Genomic DNA, 26,531 nt, shown 5'->3' with positions numbered 1-26,531 from the left:
ATTTGTTATATTTACAGTTCTATATCCCAATAGATTACAACTATCCTGAGAAAATAGATATTTAAAACTGATTTATTTTCATTCCAAAAACAGATTTTAATATGAAAGCATTATGCCTTCAAATTAGCATTGCTATGCTCGCTGTGTTCTGCACGGTAGACGTTACAGCGCAATTATCCATTACCTGTCCAGATGCAGAACCACAAGCATTATCCTGCTTTGGTGACTTGCCAATACAAGCTGGAGATTCACTCGGTTTCTTAACTTATGAAGGTGCTTCCATTGATGGAGTCACTGGTGCATTAAGTATAACATACACTGAAGTAGTATTGCCTGGAACTGGGTGTCTAGGTGATCCGATAGAGGTCACTAGAACTTTCGAATTCAGCGATGAGTCTACTTCGAATAGCATCTCTTGTACGGTGACTTACGAAATCGAAGCACCAGAAGATGGAGATCAATTCACTTGTGAAGATGTCGTCGTTGTTTTAGATGAATTCGGCGAAGCCATTCTGGATCCACTAGATGTTGCATTTAGTTTTACAGGTACTTGTAATGATGATATTACGATATCGGGAGCTGATATAACGGAGTTCTTTTGTAATAATACGATTGACTCGCCTATTCCAAATTTATTATTTGCTGAAAATTCATGTGGACAATCGATTACCTGTGATTTTGAAGTGTCTGTCGTAGATGTGGATCGACCATTAATAGATTGCGGCGAAAATATTACCATAGAACTAGATCCATGTGTATGTGAAGCTGTTGTTGAATTTTCAGAACCTCTTGTTTCAGAAGTATGTGCTGGAGAGGGAAATCTTGAAGTGATAAGAACAGATACTTTTAATCTTATATCTGGTGATGTTTTTCCAGAAGGACTTACAGTATTGTCCTTCGAAGTGGAAGACTTTTCTGGGAATAAAAATAGTTGTAATCTGCAGATTAGGTTGAACTCTTCAGATCCAGGCAGCCTTGCATGTAAGGGAGATCAGAATATTTCATTGAATCAGAATTGTGCTGCAAAAGTAACACCCTTGATGTTAGTGAATGATCCTCTATGTGACATTGATTCTTATCAAGTGACTTTATTTGACGAGCAAGGTTATGAACTACCTTCTGATACCATTACCGCTGAATATTTAGGACAGATTCTAACGGCTCGTGCCACTTACGAGTGTTATGATAATTATTGTCAAGCTAGATTTACAGTTGAAGATAAGATGCCACCTATGATTAGTTGTAGTGACATGACGATTAGTTGTAGCGATTTTATAGAGTTCCCACTTCCAACTATTTCTGATAATTGCAGTGTGTTTACTCCAGTTTTACTTAATCAAGTCTTAGCTGATGTTGCTTGTGAATCTCCAAACATTGACAAAGTAATAACCAGAACTTATGGTGTAAAAGATGAGAGTGGTGAAATTATACAGGAATGCGAACAAGTATTATCTATTGAAAAGTTTGACATAGAAGAAGTAGAAGGTCCAGAGCTTATTGTTTCTGTGGATTGTGGCTCTGGTTATGCAGTCGATGCCTATGGGAATCCTGATCCATCTGTAACTGGTGCCCCTTCACTTAATGGGATTGATTTATATCCGCAAGCTGATTTATTCTGTAATGTATCATTGACATATGAAGATATGGTCTTTCCAGGTACAACGTGTGGAAGAACGTTACTAAGAACTTGGACGGTTGTAAATTGGTACTGTGCGGATGATGGCATGAAAACATTCAAGCAGTCGATAGCAGTAATAGATACTACACCACCAGCGATAGTTGCTTCAGAAGATGTAACTATTTCTAGTGCAATGACTAGCTGTGAAACAGAATATACTATACCTGCTCCTCAGATTTCTGATAATTGTCAATCTGATCTACAGATCGATATTATCTATCCTGGTGGAATAGAGTTTGATACAACTTCTGCAACTGTAGAATTAGATTTAGGTGAAAATATCATTACATATAGAGTAACTGATAGGTGTGGGAATTTAGCTATTGCATCTTACACCGTAACGGTAGAAGATAATGTAGAACCTGTCGCGATATGTCAGTCTGGATTAAGTTTTAGCCTAGATGGGCAAGGAATGGCTGTATTAACAGCATTGACTTTTGATAACGGAAGTATCGATGGATGTACCGATGCATTGTTAGAGATTGCAAGAATGACGGACAATTGTGGAATAGAAGGAAATACGGAATTTGGATCCCAGGTCATATTGTGTTGTGAAGATATAGGTACCGAACTTATGATTGCTCTTAGAGTAACGGATGATGCTGGAAATTCTAACCAGTGTATGACATCTATTCAAGTAATTGATAAAACGAGGCCTTCATTTGTTTCTACATTACCAGATATTACGGTTAGTAATGATTTTCCATATGATACCAGTAATCTTGACGTATTTGGATTTGTAGAACAGAATGTTGCATTTCCTGAAGACATTAATATTGATGCAGATTATGTTGAATTTAGTGGTCCTAGCGTGAATGCTTTAGTGATGGATAATTGTAGCGTTAATACGATAACTGAATATAAGGTATTCGATATTAATATGTGCCAAACTGGAAGTATCACGAGAACATTTGTCGTATCAGATGAGTCTGGTGTGGCCGATACAATTACACAAACGATTACGATAACTGCTCAAAGTGAGTTTACCTTAGATGAAATAACATTTCCTAATGACACTATCATTGAAAATCAATGTCCGGTGGATTTAGCGGCGCTTGCTCTTGAATCTCATCCTATATATGATGACAGTTTCAGCAGCATGGTCAGCTACACGAATGAAGATGATACCGTTGCATACACTTCTGATGGATGTATGCTCATAGAACGAACGTGGTTTGTTTCAGATTGGTGTAACAAGCCAGACGGATTAACTTTTGCTACATTTACAGATGTTCAGCGAATAGAAGTGCTTGATAATATTAGTCCTGAAATTCTTTCCGCTTGCCTAGATTCTACGATTTGTTCCTATGTATCACAATGTGGACCGCATCCAGTAAATTTAACTGCAATTGGTTCAGATAACTGCACAACTGAAGATAGTCTGAAGTGGACCTTCACAGTAAATTACGCAGATGAAACTCCAGATTCCCTAGGTGTAGGTAATCAATTTAGTGGAGGCCTACCTGTAGGAGTTAATACGATAACATGGACATTAAGTGATGGATGTGGAAATGTGGATGATTGTACTTCTACTATTACTATAGAAAGTTGTCTTAATCCGCAACCAATTTGTCTACTAGGTCAAGAATTTTTCATCAACCCAATCGATACTTCAGGTGATGAGATTGCAGACTTAGATGGCGTGAGATTAACAGCGGATATGATTAACGGAGGAAGTTCTCATCCATGTGGGAAAGAAGTTTTTGTTAGTTTTTCTGAAGATATAACAGATACCGTACGGGTTTTCGAATGTTCAGATTTAGGTGATCAACCATTGATGTTATACGCAACGGATGATGAGGGACGATTTGATTTCTGCAATGTTTTCGTAAATATCCAAGATACAAGTTCCGTGATGTTATGTGGAATGGGAAAAGTAGGAGGAATTATCTTCGGAAATGATGTGGATTTTGTAAGCCAAGTAAATGTGGAATTAAAAGGTTCTAACTTGGTCACGGAAACAGATGAAAATGGATTTTTCGCATTTCCTGAAATGCAATCAGGTGGAGCATATGACTTGGTGCCAAGTAAAATCGATCAACCAAGAAATGGAGTTTCGTCGGCAGACTTAGTGCTTATTCAACGTCATATATTAGGGATGTCTTTATTCGAATCTCCTTATAAAAGAATCGCAGCAGATGTGAATTTATCAGGACATATTTCGGCAGCTGACTTAATCAGTGTTAGAAAGGTGTTACTGGGATTACAAGAAGACTTTTCACATGATAAAACTTGGACATTTATTCCGAGTACGCATGTATTCTTAGATCCTAAAGATCCATGGGCAAGTCCTATTCCGGAAACTGCTGAAATATATCAATTAGCTGGTGATCTCTCTGTAGACTTTATAGGAGTGAAATTAGGTGATGTGAATGAATCGGTAGAAATGAACGGATTGATTAGTCAGGTGAGAAGCCCTAAGGCAGTAAATTATCAGATTAAGAACGATCGATTAGAAATATTTGCCGCTGAGGAAATGGATTTTGCAAGTATACTTGCGACCATAGATCTGAATTCGCCAGATGTTCAATTGAGTGAAATCGGAAATCACATGGACGATATGGTGATTAATCATCATTTAAATGAGGCAGGCATATTGAGAGTTATCTTGATGAGTCCTTCGAATGAGCATGTTGAAAAAGGAGACTTGTTATTCTCAGTAAAACTGGATGCGCAAGATGCCGAAAAAGCTTTCTTCTCATCAAAATTAGATGGCGTAGCCTCTGAAATTGCTTATGAAAATGGTATGTCAGAATCGATTGAGTTCCGATATGTTTCTGATCAAGAACAAATGGTCTTAGGTCAGAATATTCCTAATCCATGGGTAGATTTTACAACCTTCGAGATTTATATGCCGAAAGCAGAAACTGGAGTACTAAGAATCTTAGATGTTTCAGGAAAAGAGATCTTGAAGAGAAATGTTAATCTAGAGAAAGGAAAGACACAAGTAATGATAAAAGATCAAGAATTGCCTCAAGCCGGTGGAATGTATTTTTATGAAGTAAATACATCTTACGGCGTGGCTTCTAAGAAGATGATGTATCTAAAGCATTAAGCTTAGAAATAAATACATCGTATCTATAAAGATCAAAAAGTATAAGATTGGGTTTCGACGAATAAAGATTTTTCAAAATCCAACCCTTTTTCCTTCTAATCAAGTTGTGCAGAAGGCTGTTAAAACCAATTTTTTTTAGTTTTTCGTGGAAGGCGACCATTTTTGTATCGGTTAATGAATCATCTCGATATAAAATGGCAAGATTTTCAGCAGCAAGTTTTGACTTGTTGAGAAAGTCCTCGTTTTCTTCCACACCCTTATGAATGAGTGGATTCTCTATATGTTTTATGGGAATTCCCTCATTCTTTAAGGTTGTTGCAAATAAAGAATCCTCGTAACCATAGTCTTTTATACTTTCATCGAACGGGTGAGAAAGAATTAGCGCTCGATCAACCATGAAGTTATTCGTCTGAAAGGATCGATATGGAATTTTTATTCTGCTCTTCAATTTTAAAGACTCTCTTTTGCGACCATAAGTCCAATGCAAAATTTTCTTTTCATCTTCCGGTTTATTAGGGTCGTAATTCCGACCTCCATAAATGATACTAGCAGTATTGATGTGTTCTATATAATTAGATATGAAATTGGGATTCTTGATTTCGCTATCACAATCTAGAAAGATTAAGTTATCGTATCTAGCGTTTTTAGCTAGCCAATTTCTGATTTTTGCTCTGCCCATATTTTCACTGAGTTCCACATACGATACCCCGAATTCCGCATCTAGCGAACGATTTGCTTTGCGGTAGAATTCGTTAGAACAATCATCATAACAAACAATTTCGTATGGAATATTTGCAGATTGACATTGACTATTCAGCTCTTGGATAAGCTTAAGCACTTCGAAGTTAAATATTGGTACGAGAACTGAAATCATAGCGCTAATATATCCATTGGTTTCGAATAGTAATTGGAATTGCTTTATAAAGCGATATTAATTCGATATTATTTCATTCCTGATGTAAATGATATGGAATAACACAAATTATTTTTAATATTAGGTATTGGTAAGAAGATATAATATAGGATGGACTATGAATTGCTGAAAATATTAGGTGTGTCTCTTGGTTTAGGCTTATTAACTGGGCTGCAAAGAGAATATCATAATGAGAAATTAGCAGGTATTAGGACCTTTTCGTTAATCACTCTTTTGGGAAGTGTTACAGCTCTAATCGGAGTACATTTTGATAGTGTTTGGTTGATAGGAGCGGGCCTAGTGGCAATCGCCATCCTCGTGGTTGGCGTAAATGTCATGATCTATAAAAATGAGGATGCGGAATTAGGTCAGACAACGGAAGTTGCGATGCTGCTTATGTATGGCATCGGAGCTTATTTAGTTATCGGTGATATGGTTATCGGTGTGGTGATCGGAGCAATTACAATTTTGCTTTTGCATTTGAAAGGAAGTCTCAGCAGTTTCGTAGATGGATTATCTGAAAAGGATATCACTGCCATTATGCAGTTTACCGCTATTTCATTATTGGTATTACCCATTCTTCCGAATCAAAACTATGGTCCGTACGAAGTTCTAAATCCTCGAGATATATGGATGATGGTTGTGTTGATCGTTGGCATTTCGTTAGTTGGATATTTTATATATAAATGGTTAGGAAAGAAGGCTGGGACGATATCCAATGGTATTTTGGGAGGTTTGATTTCAAGTACTGCAACAACGGTTACCTTTGCACGGCAGACTAATGGAAAGAATTCTGTCAGCAGTTTGGCTGCATTTATTATACTAGTTGCCTCAGCCGTTTCTATGATTAGGGTATTACTGGAAGTATTAGCTGTGACTCCTCATAATTTTGCCGTTATTGCTCCTCCGATAATCATTGAAATATTAGTGATGGTTTTACTCGCAGGAGGCTTATACTATTATAATTCTAAAGAATCTGTAGAGGAATTGCCTGAGCCTGATAATCCTGCTCAATTCAAAAGCGCATTAATATTTGGTGCATTATACGGAATTATTCTGCTTGGCGTAGCTGCTGCTAAGGATTATTTAGGTCAAGAGGGTTTATATATCATTACCATTATTAGTGGATTAACAGATGTGGATGCGATAACATTGTCACTCTCTAATACGCTTAATCGCGGAGAAATAGAAGCCTCATTTGCATGGAAGTTAATTTTGATCGCCTCACTATCGAATCTTTTGTTCAAGGGGATTTTAGCCGCTGTATTGGGATCTAAGAAGTTAGGTATTTATGTTTCGATCTTGTTTGGAATATCCATCATTGCAGGAATTGTTATTGTTTTGACGTGGTAAGCATTTGAGTAAAAAGGTCAATAAATAAAGAGGCTTAAGCTGAATTCTACATATGCTTCCTATATTTGCAGCTTATGAGCAAAGAGATTTACTTAATTAGACATGGGAGAACAGAATTCAATAGGCTTGGAATCTGGCAGGGCAGTGGTGTAGATTCATCATTGGATAGCGTAGGGAAAGAACAAGCTGAAAGATTTTTTAGCACTTATAGAGATGTGGAATTTGATCTTGTCATTCATTCGACGCTGAAAAGATCTAAGGAAACGGTCAGCCCATTTATCGAAATGGGAAGAGAAACACATGAAACAGCGTTGATAAATGAAATTTCTTGGGGTGATTTTGAAGGGAAAGTTCATACAGATGAAAGTCTAAGGAACTATAAAAAAGTTGTGGAAGAGTGGGGTAGTGGTCAATATGAAAGTGCGTTGCCAGGTGGTGAAAGTGCTAGAGCATTGGAATTAAGGTTATCCAATTTTGTTGAAGAATTAAAAGAATTGTCCCAAAGTAAAATTCTTATTTGTAGCCATGGAAGAGCGATTCGAGGATTGTTATGTGTGATGAAAAATGAGCCAATGAGCGCTATGGAGAATTACCAGCATGCGAATACAGGTTTATTTAAGGCTAACTTTTACAATGGTAAATTTGATTTTCAGACTTACAACAATATTGACCATCTAGAATACTAAGCATTCCAGTTATGTTGCTCTCTTCTTAATGGGTAGTTCTGTAAATTTATTCGCTATATCCTTAATGTCGGCGCTCATAATCATAGATATGGCTTTCGTTTCTTCGAATTGTTCTAGAATGATCCTAATAACTGAAATCAGTGGAAGCGCTAGAATGACACCTCCTATTCCCCAGAAAGAACCAAAGAATATTAAGGATAATATAGCCACTAAAGGATTAATATTAACTTTGTTACCAACTACCTTTGGCGTTATAAAATTGCCTTCTACTTGCTGTATGACAGCATAGTAAACAATCACAGCGATCGGTTGCCACGTGGAATCAGAAGTACTTAGCGAATAAAGAAAGGGCAGTAATCCACCTAGGAAGGTTCCCACATATGGCACAATTGCTAGTACACCTGCTAAAGCTCCCCAGAATAGAGGATATTCAATTCCGATTAACCAAAGACCCAATGTATTAAGTGTGGATAGGATTAGAACTACGATTCCTAAACCTGTTACGTATCCTTGAACTGTCTCTTTAATGGCGAGAAGTGTGTCCTTGATATCGTCTCTGTTATATCTTGAAAATTGGTAAATGATAAAGTTTTTTATGCTCTTTTTATAGAAAAGTATTAAGAAGGTATAAAGGAAGGTCAGTGCTGTAGAAAGTAATATTTCTGAGGAGGAAACAATTCCGCTACCTATAGTATTAAGCTGGCCATCTGACATGTTATCTATGTTGTTAGATATCATTTCTTGGGCGTCAAATTGATTAAATGGATTCAAATTTTGAATCTTTTCTATTACTTTATCCACTCCTTCAGTAACTTTTTCGGCAATAGATGGAATATTATCTAACATTTCTACCAGTTGTAGCGAAAATATTGTGAAAAGAAGCACTACTGGTAATATCACACATAAGAAACCTAGCAATATAGCTAACCACCTTAGTTTGATCTTCTTAGTAAACCATTTCGTGATTGGAATTAAAAAGATGGCAAACAAACAAGAAAAGAGTATAGGAAGTACAATTCCAGATCCGACATACAGTAGCCATCCAAAACCTATAATTATAATAGTGATATAGGCTAGATTCTGGATGGTCGTATTTTTCATATGAGTAGACTGAATTGTGAATGGATAATGCTTAGTTTTCTCAAAGCATTATCTAATACTTTGGATAGAAAAATAGTGTATTTATTTGACAAATGGATGATCTATCTATTTAACCAGGCATCAAGCATCCAACTGTTTTTCTCAACAGATGCTAGAAATCCTGCTGTCATATCTATTGTTCCTTCATCTGAAGCATCTCCAGCTGTTTCGATTACAGATCTTAAGTTTGTAATGATTTTCTTGTGATCATCAAGAATATTAGCGACCATCTTTTTCGGATCATCCGTAGATCTTTCATTAATGTCAGCATTCTTTAAGTACTCAGCAAGAGTGGATGTTGGTTTTTGTCTCAATGTTAATACTCTTTCAGCAATTTCATCGATGCTTACTTTCGCTTCATTGTACAGTTCCTCAAACTTAATATGTAGATCAAAGAAGTGCTCACCACCAATGTTCCAGTGATAATTTCTTAAATTTTGGTAGTAGATCTGATAGTTACATAGTAACTGATTTAATTCATCTACTGTTTTTTCTATATTTTCAGGCTTAAATCCTAAGTAGTTCATTTTGATTGTAATTTTAATTTTGAAAAAGTGATGATCAATTTCTGTTAAAAAATTGATCATCAAAAGGGAGGCTATTATAAGTTATTGATAAATGATTTGATATCCTCTTTAGCTTCTCCTGTTTTTTTCTGAATTCTACCGAGTAGCTCATCTTCTTGACCTTCGGCATAAGTTAAATCATCATCTGATAAATCCCCGTATTTTTGTTTTAGAGATCCTTTAATGATATTCCAATTTCCTTTTAGCTTATCTTGTAAAGCGCTCATATTTATGTGTTTATTTGTTAGTAATTATTTTGTATCCTTGTTTAATAACAGACAGGTATTTGAAAATTTGTCTGATTAAATTTTTCTGGGGTAAAATTGTCCTAGCGATCATATCTGCACTAGAAATAGCTCTTTTCGGATCATCTATAATTCCATGTAATGCTCCAGGTATGGAACTTGTGCCTATTGATATATAATCTTTCAGACTAGCATTGTTAACATTTTCTTCTAACAATAAGGAAGCTCTGTCTATTTCTTGCTGTAGTTTTTCTTTCCGTTCAATAAGTGTAACATCCATATCTATATTTTATCTGCGATTTTGCTGTAAAAAAGTTTAGCTACAGGTCTATACAGTAAAGGTTTTCTCAATAAATAAATTACTGTGCAAATGATTAGTAACCCTATTCCAGAAATCATTAAGCCAATTAGTACTGATCCTGTTGCTTCAGCAAGTAATATGATTAAGGCAGTTATCAATATGGCCAGTAGAATGAAGAACATGCCGGATAGCATTAATGCAAGAATGATAAGTCCTAGAGACTTTGCTACATTCTGAGCGAGATCTATTTTGAATATTTCAATTTTATTATTGATGATCGTTCGAATATATTCATAGTTCTCCCCTATGTCGGTCATTAATTGGTCGTTCATTGAATTGAGAGTTTCTGGTAAAAGATCCTGTAATACCAGACTGGTATTACAGGTTGTTATTGTTGATACTTAGGCTTTTACACCATTGTTTAATTTTTTCTTAGCTTTGGCAACACCACTTTTCAAGTTTGATGCTTTATCTGTTGCAAAGTCTTCTGCGGCATCTGCTGCTTCTTCAGTTTTGTTAATAAATCTGTCTTTTACATTAGTAATGGTACTTGATGCGGAATCAAGTGCTGTTTTTGCAGATTCCTTAACAGAGTCTATTTTTTCAGAGGCAGTTTTCATAGCTGATTCTGCATAGTTTTTAGATGAAGTAGCAATTTCAGATGCTTTTTCACTCACTGTGTTTTTATATTCGTCAGCTTTTTCAACGATTGCATTTCTCACTTTTTTCCCGTGGGGAGTATTAAGATAGATCGCTGCTGCGGCACCTGTGATGATACCTGCTACGAATAAAAATTTATTAGTGTTATTTCCTGAATTATTGTTGTCGCTCATAATATTTGATTTAATTGTTTATTAATGTTGTTCGTTGTTCTTACTTAATCTGAATCTTATATGTTCGAAATGAAATTGATTAAGCTGCTAATTTTTCTTGAATAGTTGATAGGTTTTTCAATTTGGTTCTTGCAAAATTGATTCTACTTTTCACAGTTCCTATTGGAATGTTTAATATATCAGCAATTTCGTTGTATCTGTATCCTTCCACATACATAAGGAAAGGCAATCTACTCTTGTAACTAAGTTCTTCTATAGATTCTTTGATTTCCTTAATTCTTAACTGTGAAATAGCGTCATTCCTTACAGAATAGGTGTTTTCAAGTGCGAATGTGAAATCTTCGATTGGGTTATTAACTACTCTTCTTTTCTTCTTTCTATTATATTTGCTAATAAAGGTATTCTTCAAAATTGTGAATGCCCAGCTTTTAAAACTCGTTCCATCTCTAAATGTATGCATTGCTCTGAATGCTTTAATGGCAGTTTCTTGTACTAGATCTTCCGCGTCTACATGATTATTAGTTAATTTTCTTGCAAAGTTTGTAAGAGCATTATTATATTCATTATAGTTCTCGATAAATTGTGATTCTGTCATTTTTATTAATTTATTGATTAGTTAATATATAAGTATAATAACATTAGGTGCTTAATTGTTCATTAAAAACTCAAAATAATTAACAAAAATGTGCATTAAACCAACAAGAATATTTTAACAGGCTGAAAATCAGCTATTTGTATGAATTAGAAAAGTGCAAAAAAAATGTGCTTAATCAGCGCATTTGTGAAAAAATGGAGAATGTGATGGTTTTTTTAGTGTAAAACCGAGAAGATGGAGGGATTAGGCAGACTCAGACTTAGCTATTTCAAGAAAAGTGGTAATAACATTCTCATTATAAGAAAGGAGGTGTTCCATTAATTGAATAAAATTATCAATATCAAAAATTATTTTTTCTTTTTCAGGAGAATCTACAACCATTCCATTTTTTCTAAAGTTATAGAATGCTTTAAATCCTTCTAAGACCTTTCTGATTTTCTCTGATTTCTCAACAAAGGTTTCTATTTGTATATTCTCAGTGATGTCTAGTTTCAGATCGACAGTAGGTGCCGTGGCTGATTTTTGATGAAAGCTTTTGTATTCAGTATCCTGAGATAGCTCAGTTTCTATTAATGTACTGACATCAATGTCAAAAATCCTGGCCATTTCTAGAATGATTCTTAATCTTGGTTCTACGTTCTTACTTTCGTAAGCTGCAATATTAGACCTTTTTATATTAAGACGTTCGGCTAGCGCCTCCTGACTTAAGCCTTTAACTTTTCTTAAAAACTTTATATTATTAGATAGGGTAGACTTCTCAAGTGCCATACATATAGCTTTTTTATGATTACTTATTTACCGAACTTAAAAATATTCATTATGTTCGTTATAAGAATATAAATAGCCGGCAATACTAAAGTTGTTCTTTTTATGCTCATCATTTTTGATTTCTGGCACAAAATAATGATAAAATTCACTTATATCCAAATTTTGTAATATGATATGATCGGAAAAAAGAAGAATATTCCCAAACCCACACACTTTGGAAAAAATTTGCGATTTCTTAGAAGACTTGAGGGTTTAACTCAAAGTGCCTTCGCTGAAATAATTGGAATTACAAGAAATAGCATCGCATCATATGAGAATGGTATGGTCGAACCGAGTGCTCACAATTTTTTACGAGTTTGTGAATATTTTAATGTTGATGAAAAATCTATGCTAGAAGATATTTTGTCAAATCAGGACGATGATAGTGCAAAATCAAAAGATGTATTAGTTAAATATGCAGAAGATTCCTTTCAAGAGTTTCTAAAGCAAACTAATGAGATGACGAAGGTTTATGAAGGCTATAAAGTATTTTATGCCATGCAGAAGGATAAATTGACTGATGACGAAAACCGAGATTTCTACCTTATTCTTGATGATCTGATGACACTCCTCCAGTCTTTAATCGCAGAAAACTGGCGCCTTATAAAGAACGTATACCCTCAGCAACAGGTGTTGGATGATGATGAATAATCATTTTTAATCATCTTTCGAACAAATGATAGTTTTATTCACTATTGATTTTGTAAATATTTTTATTCATTATAAAATCAATACTTATGGATACCATAGAAATAAGAAGCGTCTTACAAGATCTTATTATTAGACTAAAAGATGCTGAGGAAGGATTTACTACCATTGCCAATGGAACAAGAGATGTTAAATTAGAAAAGTGGTGCCGGAAGTTTGCAGAGGATCGCCATGAAATGCATTCAGAATTAGAAGAATATTCACAATCGTTATCCGGAGATCCTACTGTCAAAACAAGTATATTAGGTGAAATGCACAGGCTTTTTATCAATTTCAAACTGAATTTTGTAGATAGTGACATACCTGGATTGGTAGATGAAATAGAACGTGGAGCTAGCAAATTATTAAAAGATTACGAAAATGCACTAGCTAGTGTTGAACTCCCTACCGATATACTTTCTACATTTATAAGTCATAAAACTGTAATCGAAGTTGAGCTCGAAAGAATGCTTGAAATGAAGAAGAATTATCTTACACCGAAATAAACCCAAATATTAAGAAATGGACATTATTAAAGATTTACAATCACAATTTCTGACTTACTATGATAAGCTGATTGTGATTTTACCGAAGTTGTTGATTGCGATTGCAGTGAGTGTGCTATTCGCAATAATTGTAAAGTTTTTCAGAAAGAAGATCATGAGATTTGCTCGCTCGAAAGCGGAGGACGATTTACTTGTGAATTTTTTCGACAATATCTTTAGGATTTTCAATATCACCCTAGTCATACTCATCTTTTTATATATCATTGGGCTTTCAGCAGTTGCTGGTTCAGCACTTGGCGCAGTAGGAATCTCTACCTTTATAATTGGTTTTGCATTTAAAGATATAGGAGAGAATTTCCTTGCGGGGATAATAATGGCTTTCAAGCGTCCCTTTAGAATAGGAGACTATGTTAAGACATTAGAAGTCGAAGGCTCTATCATCGAAATGAATATGCGAGATACACAAATCAAGACTTCTGATGGAAAAGATGTGTATGTGCCTAATGCGCAAATCTTGAAAAATCCATTATATAATTATACAATAGACGGATTTCTTAGGGGAAGCTTCATGATTGGCGTTGATTACAATTCAGATATTGAAAAAGCTAGAGAAATAATTTTGAGAGAAATATCTGACATTCCTGGAATTTTAAAAGAAGAAAAACCTCCTAGAACTCACGTAAAGAATTTGAATACGAGCACTGTAGATATAGAAGTACATTATTGGATAAATACTTTCGATAGTAATTATTCTGGATTAGAACTTAAGTCTATTGCACAATCAAGAATCGTTACCGCTCTAACTCATGCTGAGATAGGACTACCAGCAGATATCGTGGAGTTAAAAAATTATGATGATGGAATTTCACTTAAGCCAAATAAAATATCTGAAAATTGAAAAAGATAATCACTATTAATCCAGCTACTGGTCACGAATTAAATGAATACGAGAGCTTCTCAGATGAGAAAGTATCAAAATTGATTTCAGCTACTCAAAAAAGATTCTCAGAATGGAAAAGAACTTCTTTTAGTCATCGAGCTGAATTGATGAATAAAGCGGCAAAAGTCCTTGAAGATAATAAGGAAGAATACGCTGAAATGATGACTCAGGAAATGGGTAAGACTTATAAATCAGCAATAGGTGAAGTGGAAAAATGTGCTTGGGTCTGTCGATACTATGCAGAGAATGCAGCAGAATTTCTGAAAAGCGAAGAAGTTGAAACGGAAGCCAGTAAGAGTAAAATTTGCTATCGTCCGTTGGGTGTGGTTTTAGCAGTTATGCCGTGGAATTATCCATTATGGCAAGTTTTTAGATTTGCAGCACCAGCATTAATGGCTGGAAATGTAGGACTTTTAAAACACGCGAGTAATGTGCCAGGATGTGCCTTAATTATTGAGGATGTATTCAGACAAGCTGGCTTTCCTGAGAACACATTTACGACCTTAATTATATCAAGCAGTCAAGTGGAAAAAGTTTTAGACCATTCTGCTGTAAAGGCTGCTACATTGACAGGAAGTGGACCTGCAGGTTCAGCTGTAGCCAGTTCTGCTGGAAGCAAGATTAAGAAAACGGTACTAGAATTAGGAGGAAGTGATCCTTACATTGTATTAGAAGATGCAGATATAGAATGGGCCGCAGAACAATGCAAAACCTCTAGACTTCTTAATACAGGACAAAGTTGTATCGGAGCGAAAAGATTCGTGGTCGTCGATGAAGTCTATGACGAATTCCTTGAGAAATTCAAAGAAAAAATGGCCCTTGCATCAGTAGGAGATCCTATGGATGATGTGGACATGGGGCCTATGGCAAGAATAGATCTTAGAGACGAAGTCCATGATCAAGTGGAAAGAAGTGTCAAGAAAGGTGCTAAAGTGATATTGGGTGGGGAAATTCCTAACAAACCCGGAGCATTTTATCCAGCAACCATTCTGACGAATGTAAAACCTGGGAACCCAGCATATGAAGAAGAGATTTTTGGTCCAGTTGCAACGGTAATTAAAGCAAAAGATGAGGAAGATGCCATTCGCATTGCTAATGATACTGAATTTGGTTTAGGTGCATGTGTGTTTACTAAGGATTTAGAAAAGGGTGAGCGTATCGCCGAAGAAGAACTAAATGCTGGCTGCTGTTTTGTTAATCAGTTTGTTAAATCAGATCCACGACTTCCATTTGGCGGAATAAATGCCAGTGGTTATGGTAGAGAATTAAGTTATTATGGAATAAGAGAATTTGTAAATATAAAAACGGTCTACGTGAAATAGGGAGTCTCCTTAGAATCCACTAGGAATATATTCTATTTTCATCAAATGGAAAATTTCCGTTTCTGTCCCTTGATGATCAGATTTCTAGATTTTGTTGACTTTATTTTGAAACGTTCAGTCATGCTTAGTTTCCTGAAAAGAAATTTGTTTTCAGGTTTTGAAACAGTCTTCCTATTTTTGAGTGAATTAGGTTTTCTCATATTCTAAAGATAGCAATTATTCGGGAATTTTGAAGATTACATTGACCGGAAAATGATCCGAACCTATGTTTTCTAAGACTTTAAAATCAACTAATTCCAAACCACTAGAACAAAAAACATGATCCAATGGGATTTTGATTGGAGACCAAGTAGGGAAGGTCGGATAAAAGCCTCTTCCTGCTCTGGGATCTTTCATACCTGTCATTTTTTTAAATGCTAATGAAGCTCGACTCCACGCCACATCATTCAAGTCCCCAATTAGAATTTGGTGATCGTCTTCTACTTGTGCATTTAAATAACGAGCAGCTTGAATTAGTTCTCTGTCTTTCGATCTGCTGGTTTCAGCCTCTCCGAGTACTGGTGGCTTAGGATGAATGCCTAGTATTCTCACCATCACGTTATTCTTTTTTATCAGAATCTCAGCAGAAGGTATTTCTTGCTTGACGAGATAGTTGATTCCACCTTCTAATAATTCTAGTTTCGAATACAACATCAACCCATAGGTGTTTTCTCGAACGTCATTCAGATGGAAGTTGTATTTCTCTTTTAACGACGACAACCCTTTTGCCCAATCCACACTTGTCTCGATTAAAAAAATAATATCAGGCTCTACTTCTTCAACCAAGTCCAGCAATTTTTGATATTCAGTATTGTATTGATATACATTATAGATGAGTAGATTAAGCGTGTTTTCAGTAGATGATTCCTTTGCAGATGGCACTTGTATTTTCCCCAAGCTGGTAAATGGCAATATAGATTGGAGGCAGACAATGACTGCGGCTATTAAACCAGCGATCATTATAAAAGTCCACAATGTTGCTCCTGCAAATACTAGCAGCAAAATGATCATTAACACATTCAAGCCCAAATAGACTCCTCTGAAATAAGCTTGCCCTCTGACAATCCAATGCTCAATATCAAATTTCGGTAGGAAAGTTCCTATGATAGCTAATATCGATATAGTATATAATACGAAAATCATTAAGCAGTATTAATTCTAAAATTTTATAAGGAAGTGAACAATTAAATATCTTCTGAAGTATCAATTTAAAGATAAATAAGTAAAATAAAACAAAATGAAAAAAATTATTGGAATAGTATTAATTGTCCTAGCGGTAGTCCTAGGATATATGGGATATAATCAAGTCGCTGAAAGCACCGCATCAGCTGAAATACTTGGTGTTGAATTAACAGCATCTGATGAAGGCGGCCAAATGCAAGGTTATATTTTACTTGGACTGGGCGTAATTAGCTTGCTAAGTGGAATATATTTAATGGGTAAGAAAGATTAGAAACAAATAAGTTCGATATATTAGCAATGTGAAAAAAACAAAATATCATTTTATTGTTTTCTTTTTAGGCATTGCTAATATACTATTTGCGCAAGCGTTATCTCCCCGAACAGCCAATTATACAATGGACATCAACCTCGATGTCAGTGAAAAATTACTTCACGGTAAGTCTATCATCGAATGGACGAATCCATCACAGAATGAAGTCGATCATCTTCATTTTCACCTCTATTATAATGCCTTCAAAAACAGTAATTCTACTTTCTTAAAGCACAACAACGAACTCGGATTTCTAGATAAATCTCTGAAAGAAGATTGTGGTTGGTCTTATTCAGAAGTCAATTCTTTAAAAGATAGCGACGAAAATGAATTAGTCCCAGAAAGTTACTTTATATCTCCTGATGATGGTAACCCGGATGATGAAACGGTTCTGAAAGTGCCTCTAAAAAAGATAGTGATGCCCGGGGAAACGATTCAGGTAGAAATGGAATGGACGGCGAAGATTCCGAAAGCTATGATCCGGACAGGGTACAATCAAGATTACTATTTTTTCGCTCAGTGGTTCCCGAAGTTAGGCGTGTACGAACCTGCTGGGATGAGATACGAAAAGGAAGGGCAGTGGAGCTGCCACCAATATCACGCCTCTGGCGAATATTATGGTGAATTCGGCAATTATGATGTCACGCTTAGAGTACCGAAAAACTATATCGTAGGGTCTTCGGGAGAACAAGTAAGCGAAACGGAAAAAAATGGACAGAAGGTGGTGCAGTTTAAAGTGGACGATGTTATCGATTTCACGTGGACCTGTTCACCGCACTACCAAGTTTATACCGAGAATTGGCAAGATGTTACTCTGAAACTGTACACATATCCAGGCCATGAAATATTCAAAGATCGATACTTTACGACCGCGATCCAGTCCCTGGAATTTATGGATAAAAACGTTGGGAAATATCCATATACGACTTTAAGTATGATCGATCCGCCGATCCATGGTATGTTTACAGGAGGAATGGAGTATCCGACTTTGATCTCTTCCTTGAGTCTAAGTTTTTTGCCGGAAGGCATAAAGACGCCAGAAACATTAATCGTTCACGAATTTGTCCACCAGTATTTTATGCAGATGGTTGCGACTCACGAGCAAGAAGAGCCATGGATGGACGAAGGAATTACTACTTATTACGAAGGCAGAATACTAGATGAATACTATGGGAAGCATACTTCTATGATTGATGCTTGGGGAATAGAAATAGGAAATAGAGCCTATAATCGGATGGAATTTTGGTTAAAAGATAATCCGAAAATTGCTGATAATAGTTATAAAGCTAGAGACTTTGTACATGGCGGATATAGCGCGATTGCATATAACAAGACAGCCATGATGCTGAGAACACTGGAAGGAATTCTTGGGATAGATAAGTTTGACGAAGTCATGAAATCGTACTTCGATCAATGGAAATTTAAACATCCTTGTGGTATCGATTTTATAGATGTTTTCAAGGAAGAATTAGATGCATCATTCTTGGCCGAAATCAAATTCGATCTAGATCAATTTTTCGACCAGGTACTATATGGTTCATTGGTCTGCGATTACAAGGTGGCTGAAATTGTAAATAAGGAGAAGGTGGCAGCTTTAGGTTATGTGAATAATATTGATAATTGTGTTTCAGAAAGTGACCCCAGAACGGGCTTATATGAAAGTAAAGCAATTATATACCGGTTAGGAGAGGTAATTCTTCCAGTGGATGTTGTATTAACTTATGAGAACGGACATGTGGAGCAATACCTTTGGGATGGTGTGTCTAGAACTGCTGAATTCGGTGGTGTTTCTGAACATCAGTTGATAAAAGTACAGATAGATCCGGAGAGAAAAATTGACCTAGAAGAAAATCTAATCAATAATACCATCATGAAAGAGAAGTCTGAAGCCTATAGAAAATATACATCTAAGTTTAAAGTAGGAGTTCAGCATTTATTAGACTTTTTAAATTTTTTAAGCTAGCCATTGAAAGCGATTAAATCATATCAGACAGCTTGGGCGAATATCTGGAAATACAGGTTTCCGATTGCCTTCTTGTATTTGGCTAATATCGTCTTCACGTTTATTGCGAGCTCCCCTTATACCATTTACTTCAAGCAGAAAATGCAACATTCAGATGTATTAGACTTTTATGAAGGTTTCGACATTACGATGATCGGTGAATTTGTGAATAATTATGGTCAAGGTCTAGTACCTTTAATGACTTTGTTTATCATTCTAGTTGTATTTTACTACTTCTTTTCCATTTTCGCTAATTCCGCCATTCTATATGCGGTTTCTAGCCAGAATAAGTTCATACCATTAAGGTCATTTTGGAATGGCGGTTTGAATTATTATTGGAAAATAATGAGGTTGAGTTTGTATTATATCTTAAGTGTCATTTGCGTAGTTGGTTTCGCATGGTTTGTGTTACTTGCCGTAGGAATTAATATTTTGGAAGTGGAAAATGATGCGGAGTTAGCAAGGAAAATTAAATATGCCTTGATCGGAATATTGATTTTGATTGGGATTTTCTCGATGATTAAGCAATACGCTAAGCTGCACATCGCAACTAAAAATTTACCATTTATATCATCGTCAATTTTGAAGTCAGGTGGATTTGTTATCAGAAACTTTTTACAGACGACCTTACTCTACTTGATTAACATAGGTGTCTTGGTACTCTTTTTTATTTTATATGTCAATGTTAGAAGAGTCATCAATGTTGATGCTTGGTTATTGACATTCATAATCGCTCAGGTATACTTACTTTTTAAAATTGTATTTCGAATAGTGCATCTAGATAGCTGTCTTACACTTCTTTTAAAATTGACCAAGAAAAAGTAAAGGAAGGCGAGAGATACTAGAGCGAATCGTTGAATAGCTCTTAGTTCATGTACTTTTGTAAGTTTCTAAGCAAAACTTCTGGCGGTAATTTTCGATCAGAATGTTCTTTAACGCTGGAAATCAGATCATCGGTTAATTGCTGGCGGAAACCTAGTTTGAAACCCATTTTTTGAACAAGAATAATTTCTTCAGAAGTAACTTCTTGGTCGCTTTTCATGCAAAAAAGAAGATAATATAAGATCGTCATTCTTTCTTTTTCAGTCTTAGGCGGCGTAAAAGTGTACTGGTCAATTTCTATTTGAATAGTTCTCATTTCTTCCGGTGAAATACCTAGAGTGCTGGCAACCTGCAGAATGAAAGAGAATTCGCGCTCATCAAAAGCACCATCCTTCCTAGCTAGCTTTAGCAACAAGGCGACGATTTCTCGACTAAGGTGTTCTTTATTTGTTTCTTTCATTCCACGGTAAAATAGAAATTATTTTTTTGAATATCTACTAATTTATGTGAAAAACAATCCAAAAGGCAAGTAGCTTTACATACTTATTGCTTAAATTAATGACTTAATCCAAATTAGAATATGTACGCAACAAAAATTGCAGGAATAGGCAAGTACATTCCTGAGAAGATCGTAAAAAATGAAGATTTTGTTGAATTTATGGATACCTCGGATGCGTGGATTCAAGAGAGAACAGGAATCAAAGAAAGACATTATGCAGAAAAGCATAAGGAAACCACGACAACAATGGCAGCCAGAGCTTCTGAGATTGCGATAGAAAGAGCTGGGATCAATAAAGAAGACATTGACTTTATCATATTCGCTACATTAAGTCCAGATTATTACTTTCCGGGTTGTGGCGTGTTACTTCAGAGAGAATTAGGCATAACGAAAACGGAAATAGGGGCATTAGATATCAGAAATCAATGTTCAGGTTTTGTGTATGGCCTGACGGTCGCGGATCAGTTTATCAAATCAGGGATGTATAAAAATATCCTCTTAGTAGGGTCAGAAATGCATTCGATGGGACTGGATTATACGACAGAAGGTAGAGGTGTGACAGTGATTTTTGGTGATGGAGCGGGAGCGGTTGTTCTTCAGAGACATGAAGAAGAGGGGAGTGGTGTGCTTGCAGCACATCTGCATTCAGATGGAACACATGCAGAAGAATTAGCAATGATTAATCCTGGATCTCATGGAGGTTATCATCTGAAAGAACGTGATTTTGGTTTTCCTGATCAAGAATACGGTGGGATTTTTGTTACGGAGAAGATGCTCAGCGATGGACAGTTGTTTCCTAATATGACGGGACAATTGGTATTTAAGAAAGCAGTTCAAAAGTTTCCCGAAGTGATCATGGAATCGCTGAAAACGGCGGGGTTGGAAACGACAGACATAGGATTGCTTATTCCACATCAAGCGAATCTTAGAATCGCACAGTTTGTTCAGCGATTGCTGAAATTAAGAGATGACCAAGTTTTTAATAATATAGAGAAGTATGGAAATACCACTGCGGCATCGATACCGATAGCGCTTTGTGAAGCTTGGGAATTAGGTAAAATTAAAAAGGGCGATATCGTATGTTTGGCTGCTTTCGGAAGTGGCTTCACATGGGGAAGTGTTCTTATAAAATGGTAAACGAAAGAGATGACAGTAGATATATTAGCAATAGGTGTGCATCCCGATGATGTAGAATTAAGCTGTTCCGGAACATTGCTAGAGCAGATAGAGAATGGATACAGTGTCGGTTTGGTGGATTTGACGCAAGGAGAGTTAGGAACAAGAGGAAGTGCTGAGATTCGATTGCAAGAAGCATTAGATGCAAGTAAGATTTTGGGTGCTGAGTTTAGAGAGAATCTAGGGATGAGAGATGGATTATTCGAGATCAATGAAGAGAATTTGTTGAAGCTCGTGGTGTCTATAAGGGCGCATCGACCTAAGATTGTACTAGCGAATGCCATACGAGATCGGCATCCAGATCATGGGCGTGCTGCGGAGTTGATTCATCAGGCATGTTTTCTAGCTGGCTTACGGAAGATAGAAACGTCTAAAGATGGTGTTCAGCAAGAGGCATGGAGACCGAAAAATGTATTTCATTATATTCAAGACAGAGCATTAGAGCCGGACTTTGTATTTGATATTTCTAATGTTATTGAGCAAAAAATGGAGGTGATAAAAGCTTTCAAATCTCAATTTTACGATCCGAATTCTAAAGAACCACCATCGCCAATTTCAGGGTCTGATTTCATGGAATTTATTCTTGCTAAAGCGCGGAATTTTGGTAGGGAAGCTGGATTCGAATATGCGGAAGGATTTACGACTTACAAGAAAATAGGAGTGCAAGATTTGTTTGATATTAGATAGATGATAGTGAAAAAATTTTCCCGCAGATTTCGCGAATTACGCAGATTGAAAAAATATTTAGACTCGGACCTGTCTTGCTTTAGCGAGAAGCTAAATGTTCTAGAAAGTGGACAGTTGCTAGTGAAAAATTTTCCCGCAGATTTCGCGAATTACGCAGATATAAAAAAAACATTTAGACTCGACATTATCCTGCTATTAGCAAAAAGAATTTACCCCCAAAAACAGGTCCACAATCTATTTGAAGAAAGAAATGAAATTGACCTCTTGTCCTAAAAACTAAAAACTAAAAACTAAAAACTAAAACTGCCTACTGCTTTACAGCTGTCATATCACACTTAAGCGTCTGACCGATAATCACCAATAATACTCTTAATTCACCAGATAAATTTACTCCTGAGGCATCTATTGTTGCTTCTCCTGAATAAGTTAGTTGTGTCGTTTCATCCGGAGTAGCAGGATTTAATGCAATATCTACCGTTTCTGGGTCAATTACGAGGCTATTTCCATCTACTCTTGCTGTTAATTCAGGTAAAGGTGGATCTACATTTTGAAAAGAAATCAGAACTTCAGAATTATTTGTCAGCCCTTCACTAATTACGATTAGGAATTCTTCATCACTTGGCAATGGTGCTTGACATGATAATTGACCTGCGAAAGTTCCGACAAACTTATCTCTTGCATAAGTACAAGTTCCATCACTTACATCAGCATCTGCATTATAATTTTCTGCTTCGACATCGGTACAACCCTCTACTTTCTTACAAGAATCTAAAAATACAATGGTGGATAGACCTAACATTGACATAAGCATAAAACGGAATAGAACTTTCATATCATTTAATTTTTGGCTGTGATTTTATAATTTGGCTTTTGTTCGAGATAATTGACATAGTCTAGCGAACCTAAGCGAAAACGCATATTTACATTAGAATTCCTCGCTACCTTTTCTTCAAATTTGCAAAACAATGATAGTTTGTCATAGCTGTAAATTAGCGGCATGGACGAATTCTGAAAGGATAACGTCGAATCTATCTTAAATGTGTTATCAAACTTCTTAATATCATATTTTTTTTCAACAACAAAAGATTGCTGCCCGAATAGAGAAAAACCAAACGACATCAAAAAGACAACACTAAGATTTTTTACGACTCCCTTCATATAATTCAAATTTATGAAACTTTGCAGGATTTGGTCCATTGAAAAGATTGAATTTCCTACTCGGTTTCAATCCTAACAATTTTAAAGCCTGTATGTTTGAAGAAATGATCCAAACCGTCGTTCCAGGCATGTTTGTCTTCATATGATCACCTATTTGCTTGAAAAATTCTACAATATTATCTTGCTTAAGTCGAATATCGTATGGTGGATTAATGATTACAAAAGACCCTGAAGGAATTTCCATATTTTCGAAAAAGTCCATTTTTTCTACCTCAACCAGTCCTCGTAATCCAGCTTCTGCAATATTGTATAGACTCGCATTGACAGAGGATTGATCAAGGTCAAATCCTTTTATAGTAATGTCTAATGGCTTAACCAGAGACTTGCTTTCCATGACGACTTCATCCCAAATTTCTTGATCGTATCCTTTCCAGTTCATGAAGGCATATTCCCGATCATAAGATTGTGGAGGATGATTGATCGCCATTCTAGCTGCTTCGCATAGGAAACTTCCAGAACCGCACATCGGATCATAGAGATCCGTTTTTCTGTCCCAGTCACTTAACATCAATAATCCCGCTGCTAATACCTCATTAATCGGCGCTTCTACAGCCTCTAATCTATATCCTCTTTTATGTAACGATGTTCCACTACTGTCTAGTGAAATGGTAACTCGATCTCTATGAATGTGGGTGTTAATACGAATATCTGCATCTTCTACATCCACGTCAGGGCGCTCGCCCCATCTATCTCTCAGCTGATCCACGATGGAATCCTTCGTTTTTAAGGCCACATAGTGAGAATGGTTAAAAAAGTCCGATGAGATAGCAGAATTCACAGCAATAGTCTGACCTTTTCTGATATATCGATCCCAGAATACTTTCTTAACACCATTGTACAAATCGACCTCATTTCGAGCTCTGAATCTAGAGATCGGCATCAATATTCTTAATGCTGTTCTGAGTTCTAGATTAGATCGGTACATGACTTTTTTGTCACCAAAATATTTCACAGCACGCTGACCTATTTCTATTTCACTCGCGCCTATGTTTCTTAATTCTTCCGCTAGAACCTCTTCCAGTCCAGCCATCGTTTTCGCTACTAATTCCACGTTTTATTATGTTTGAATTACTCCTACATTAAATTTTTCAATCGGCGCATTTTTACAAGCATTGAGACAATTAGAGATAAAATCTCTAGTGTCTTTCGGATCAATGATGCTATCTACCCAAAGGCGGGCAGCGGCGTAATATGGCTCTGTCTGCCGGTCGTATCTTTCTTTGATCTTTTTTATTAAATCTGCTTGTGCTTTATCGTCGACTTCTTCTCCTTTCGCCTTCATCGAGCTTACTTGTATCTGAGCTAGAACTTTCGCTGCTTGTTCGCCGCCCATTACTGCAATTTTTGCAGTTGGCCATGCAGCAATAAATCTTGGGTCGTAAGCTTTTCCACACATCGCATAGTTACCAGCTCCGTATGAATTACCCATGATAATTGAAATTTTTGGGACGGTTGAATTCGAAACAGCGTTCACCATTTTAGCGCCGTCTTTTATAATTCCTCCGTGCTCAGAACGCTTTCCCACCATGAATCCCGACACATCGTGAAGAAATAACAATGGAATCTTTTTCTGGTTGCAATTAAGGATAAATCGAGTGGCTTTATCTGCCGAATCCGAATAGATTACGCCTCCGAATTGCATCTCTCTATTCCCATTTTTGACTACCATTCTGTGGTTCGCCACGATTCCTACAGACCACCCATCTATGCGAGCATAAGCACAGATAATAGTTTTACCGTAATCTTCTTTATAGTAGGTCAATGTATCCTTATCCACAATACATTTTAATATTTCTCGAGTATCATATGGTTTAGCCCGATCTGCAGGCATTATTCCAAGTAAATCTTTCGCATGTCTTTCGGGTTCAATTGCTTTGATTCTATTTAATTCTGTGGTAGGTGTACCGCCCATTTTAGAAACCAAATCTTTAATAGTGTCAAGGCATGATTTATCATCAGGACAATTGTAGTCTGCAACGCCAGAAATTTCATTGTGCGTTTTCGCACCACCAAGCGTCTCGGAATCCACATCTTCACCTATTGCTGCTTTAACTAAGTAAGGTCCAGCAAGGTATATAGAACCTGTTCCTTCTACAATTAGCGCTTCGTCAGACATAATAGGTAGATAGGCACCTCCTGCAACACAACTACCCATGACTGCGGCGATCTGCGGGATTCCCATACTGGATAATTTGGCGTTGTTTCTGAAAATTCTACCAAAGTGTTCTTTGTCAGGAAAAATTTCATCTTGCAAGGGAAGGAAGACACCAGCGCTATCCACAAGGTAGATAATTGGCAGTCTGTTTTCCATTGCAATCTCTTGAGCTCTTAGATTTTTCTTTCCAGTAATCGGAAACCAAGCACCTGCTTTCACAGTGGCATCGTTAGCTACAATAATACATTGTCTTCCAGCTACATATCCAAGAACGATGACCACTCCTCCCGATGGACAGCCACCATATTCTTCATACATACCATCTCCAGCGAATGCTCCGATTTCTACAACTTGAGATTTCTTATCGATTAAATAGTCGATTCTTTCGCGAGCGGTAAGTTTGCCCTTGGCATGTTGCTTGGCAATTTTTTTCTGACCTCCACCTAGATAAATTTCGTTCAATTTACGATCCAAACGACCTAATGCAAGGAGCATTTCATCTTCGTTCATATTAAAATTTAAATCGGTATTCGACATAGGTAATGATGTTTTTTACTTACAAGTGACTGATTAATATGGATTTTATCAATGTTCACAGTGTTGAATGTAAAAGTACATTTAATCCATTAAAATAGGCGGGAATTCATAGAAATATCGACTGAGAGTATTTAGTCAGACTCAGCCTGGGAAAGATTATTGCCCCACAGAAAATGCGACACATTCTTGCTCTGCGCAATGGCTCTGCTTAAAATGCATCACATTGAATCAAGGTAGTTTCGATAGCAATTTCATGGTCTCACTTTGAGTGAGGCTA

General features: G+C 36.4%; 26 protein-coding genes. 12 read left to right on the top strand and 14 right to left on the bottom strand.

The features are described 5' to 3' along the window. The first annotated feature begins 101 nt into the window (after window positions 1–101). On the top strand, window positions 102–4,733 hold the full coding sequence (locus L2586_RS09415; protein WP_235292633.1) for an HYR domain-containing protein: 4,632 nt from the start codon (window positions 102–104) through the stop codon (window positions 4,731–4,733). On the opposite strand, the gene L2586_RS09410 is transcribed toward L2586_RS09415, so the two are convergent. Next, complete coding sequence (locus L2586_RS09410; protein WP_235292632.1) at window positions 4,705–5,607, bottom strand: glycosyltransferase family 2 protein; 903 nt, start codon at window positions 5,605–5,607, stop codon at window positions 4,705–4,707. The genes L2586_RS09415 and L2586_RS09410 overlap by 29 nt on opposite strands. Window positions 5,608–5,757: 150 nt before the next feature. Between L2586_RS09410 and L2586_RS09405 the strand changes: the two genes are divergently transcribed. Next, on the top strand, window positions 5,758–6,999 hold the full coding sequence (locus L2586_RS09405) for an MgtC/SapB family protein (protein WP_235292631.1): 1,242 nt from the start codon (window positions 5,758–5,760) through the stop codon (window positions 6,997–6,999). A gap of 74 nt (window positions 7,000–7,073) precedes the next feature. Then, window positions 7,074–7,685, top strand: coding sequence for a histidine phosphatase family protein (locus L2586_RS09400; RefSeq protein ID WP_235292630.1), 612 nt, complete (start codon window positions 7,074–7,076; stop codon window positions 7,683–7,685). A 9-nt stretch (window positions 7,686–7,694) separates the two neighbouring features. Here L2586_RS09400 and L2586_RS09395 read toward each other — a convergent pair whose 3' ends face one another. The 8 genes from L2586_RS09395 to L2586_RS09360 form a co-directional block, all read right to left on the bottom strand. Continuing rightward, a complete protein-coding gene (locus L2586_RS09395; protein WP_235292629.1) occupies window positions 7,695–8,786 on the bottom strand; it encodes an AI-2E family transporter in 1,092 nt (363 codons plus the stop codon). 101 nt (window positions 8,787–8,887) lie between these two features. Next, entirely contained in the window at window positions 8,888–9,352 is a 465-nt protein-coding gene (locus tag L2586_RS09390; RefSeq protein ID WP_235292628.1) for a Dps family protein, read from the bottom strand. A 74-nt stretch (window positions 9,353–9,426) separates the two neighbouring features. Beyond that, window positions 9,427–9,618 (bottom strand): CsbD family protein, encoded by a 192-nt coding sequence (locus tag L2586_RS09385; protein WP_235292627.1) that lies wholly within the window; start codon window positions 9,616–9,618, stop codon window positions 9,427–9,429. Window positions 9,619–9,628: 10 nt separating this feature from the next. After that, a complete protein-coding gene (locus L2586_RS09380; RefSeq protein ID WP_235292626.1) occupies window positions 9,629–9,916 on the bottom strand; it encodes a hypothetical protein in 288 nt (95 codons plus the stop codon). A gap of 2 nt (window positions 9,917–9,918) precedes the next feature. Further along, window positions 9,919–10,269: a hypothetical protein gene (locus L2586_RS09375; RefSeq protein ID WP_235292625.1), complete on the bottom strand. Its 351-nt coding sequence runs from the start codon at window positions 10,267–10,269 to the stop codon at window positions 9,919–9,921. A 69-nt stretch (window positions 10,270–10,338) separates the two neighbouring features. Further along, window positions 10,339–10,770: a YtxH domain-containing protein gene (locus tag L2586_RS09370; RefSeq protein WP_235292624.1), complete on the bottom strand. Its 432-nt coding sequence runs from the start codon at window positions 10,768–10,770 to the stop codon at window positions 10,339–10,341. A gap of 79 nt (window positions 10,771–10,849) precedes the next feature. After that, a complete protein-coding gene (locus L2586_RS09365; RefSeq protein WP_235292623.1) occupies window positions 10,850–11,365 on the bottom strand; it encodes an RNA polymerase sigma factor in 516 nt (171 codons plus the stop codon). Between the two features lie 243 nt (window positions 11,366–11,608). Further along, the gene (locus L2586_RS09360; RefSeq protein WP_235292622.1) at window positions 11,609–12,133 is read right to left on the bottom strand and encodes a helix-turn-helix domain-containing protein; all 525 of its coding nucleotides are present in this window, start codon (window positions 12,131–12,133) and stop codon (window positions 11,609–11,611) included. 174 nt (window positions 12,134–12,307) lie between these two features. Here L2586_RS09360 and L2586_RS09355 point away from each other — a divergent pair, with 174 nt between their 5' ends. The 4 genes from L2586_RS09355 to L2586_RS09340 all read left to right on the top strand — a co-directional run bounded on the left by L2586_RS09355 (window position 12,308) and on the right by L2586_RS09340 (window position 15,627). Further along, window positions 12,308–12,823 carry a helix-turn-helix domain-containing protein gene (locus L2586_RS09355; RefSeq protein WP_235292621.1) on the top strand — a complete coding sequence of 172 codons (516 nt, stop codon included), beginning with the start codon at window positions 12,308–12,310 and terminating at the stop codon, window positions 12,821–12,823. Between the two features lie 86 nt (window positions 12,824–12,909). After that, window positions 12,910–13,365 (top strand): PA2169 family four-helix-bundle protein, encoded by a 456-nt coding sequence (locus L2586_RS09350; protein ID WP_235292620.1) that lies wholly within the window; start codon window positions 12,910–12,912, stop codon window positions 13,363–13,365. 16 nt (window positions 13,366–13,381) lie between these two features. Beyond that, a complete protein-coding gene (locus L2586_RS09345; RefSeq protein WP_235292619.1) occupies window positions 13,382–14,263 on the top strand; it encodes a mechanosensitive ion channel family protein in 882 nt (293 codons plus the stop codon). A 5-nt stretch (window positions 14,264–14,268) separates the two neighbouring features. Next, window positions 14,269–15,627, top strand: coding sequence for an NAD-dependent succinate-semialdehyde dehydrogenase (locus L2586_RS09340; RefSeq protein WP_394804401.1), 1,359 nt, complete (start codon window positions 14,269–14,271; stop codon window positions 15,625–15,627). 216 nt (window positions 15,628–15,843) lie between these two features. Here L2586_RS09340 and L2586_RS09335 read toward each other — a convergent pair whose 3' ends face one another. After that, a complete protein-coding gene (locus L2586_RS09335; RefSeq protein WP_235292617.1) occupies window positions 15,844–16,809 on the bottom strand; it encodes an endonuclease/exonuclease/phosphatase family protein in 966 nt (321 codons plus the stop codon). 94 nt (window positions 16,810–16,903) lie between these two features. On the opposite strand from L2586_RS09335, the gene L2586_RS09330 reads away from it, so the two are divergent. Genes L2586_RS09330 through L2586_RS09320 form a run of 3 tightly spaced genes read left to right on the top strand, consistent with a single transcriptional unit; the run spans window position 16,904 to window position 19,985 of the window. Further along, on the top strand, window positions 16,904–17,119 hold the full coding sequence (locus L2586_RS09330; RefSeq protein WP_235292616.1) for a hypothetical protein: 216 nt from the start codon (window positions 16,904–16,906) through the stop codon (window positions 17,117–17,119). Between the two features lie 28 nt (window positions 17,120–17,147). Further along, window positions 17,148–19,121, top strand: coding sequence for a M1 family metallopeptidase (locus L2586_RS09325; protein WP_235292615.1), 1,974 nt, complete (start codon window positions 17,148–17,150; stop codon window positions 19,119–19,121). A gap of 3 nt (window positions 19,122–19,124) precedes the next feature. After that, a complete protein-coding gene (locus L2586_RS09320; RefSeq protein ID WP_235292614.1) occupies window positions 19,125–19,985 on the top strand; it encodes a hypothetical protein in 861 nt (286 codons plus the stop codon). 40 nt (window positions 19,986–20,025) lie between these two features. On the opposite strand, the gene L2586_RS09315 is transcribed toward L2586_RS09320, so the two are convergent. Further along, window positions 20,026–20,442: a TerB family tellurite resistance protein gene (locus tag L2586_RS09315; RefSeq protein WP_235292613.1), complete on the bottom strand. Its 417-nt coding sequence runs from the start codon at window positions 20,440–20,442 to the stop codon at window positions 20,026–20,028. A 120-nt stretch (window positions 20,443–20,562) separates the two neighbouring features. Here L2586_RS09315 and L2586_RS09310 point away from each other — a divergent pair, with 120 nt between their 5' ends. Together L2586_RS09310 and bshB1 are read left to right on the top strand one after the other, a co-directional pair. Beyond that, on the top strand, window positions 20,563–21,618 hold the full coding sequence (locus L2586_RS09310; RefSeq protein WP_235292612.1) for a 3-oxoacyl-ACP synthase III family protein: 1,056 nt from the start codon (window positions 20,563–20,565) through the stop codon (window positions 21,616–21,618). Window positions 21,619–21,627: 9 nt separating this feature from the next. Continuing rightward, window positions 21,628–22,344, top strand: coding sequence for a bacillithiol biosynthesis deacetylase BshB1 (bshB1, locus tag L2586_RS09305; RefSeq protein WP_235292611.1), 717 nt, complete (start codon window positions 21,628–21,630; stop codon window positions 22,342–22,344). A 307-nt stretch (window positions 22,345–22,651) separates the two neighbouring features. On the opposite strand, the gene L2586_RS09300 is transcribed toward bshB1, so the two are convergent. From L2586_RS09300 to L2586_RS09290, 3 genes are all read right to left on the bottom strand, one after another. Further along, complete coding sequence (locus tag L2586_RS09300; RefSeq protein ID WP_235292610.1) at window positions 22,652–23,176, bottom strand: hypothetical protein; 525 nt, start codon at window positions 23,174–23,176, stop codon at window positions 22,652–22,654. A 300-nt stretch (window positions 23,177–23,476) separates the two neighbouring features. Continuing rightward, a complete protein-coding gene (locus L2586_RS09295; RefSeq protein WP_235292609.1) occupies window positions 23,477–24,613 on the bottom strand; it encodes a THUMP domain-containing class I SAM-dependent RNA methyltransferase in 1,137 nt (378 codons plus the stop codon). Window positions 24,614–24,619: 6 nt separating this feature from the next. Further along, a complete protein-coding gene (locus tag L2586_RS09290; RefSeq protein ID WP_235292608.1) occupies window positions 24,620–26,254 on the bottom strand; it encodes an acyl-CoA carboxylase subunit beta in 1,635 nt (544 codons plus the stop codon). Window positions 26,255–26,531: the final 277 nt, after the last annotated feature.

Source organism: Portibacter lacus, from assembly GCF_021533215.1.
Classification (GTDB): domain Bacteria; phylum Bacteroidota; class Bacteroidia; order Chitinophagales; family Saprospiraceae; genus Portibacter; species Portibacter lacus.
Note: the sequence above shows the minus strand (reverse complement) of the source record. Positions and strands in the feature narration are given on the sequence as shown.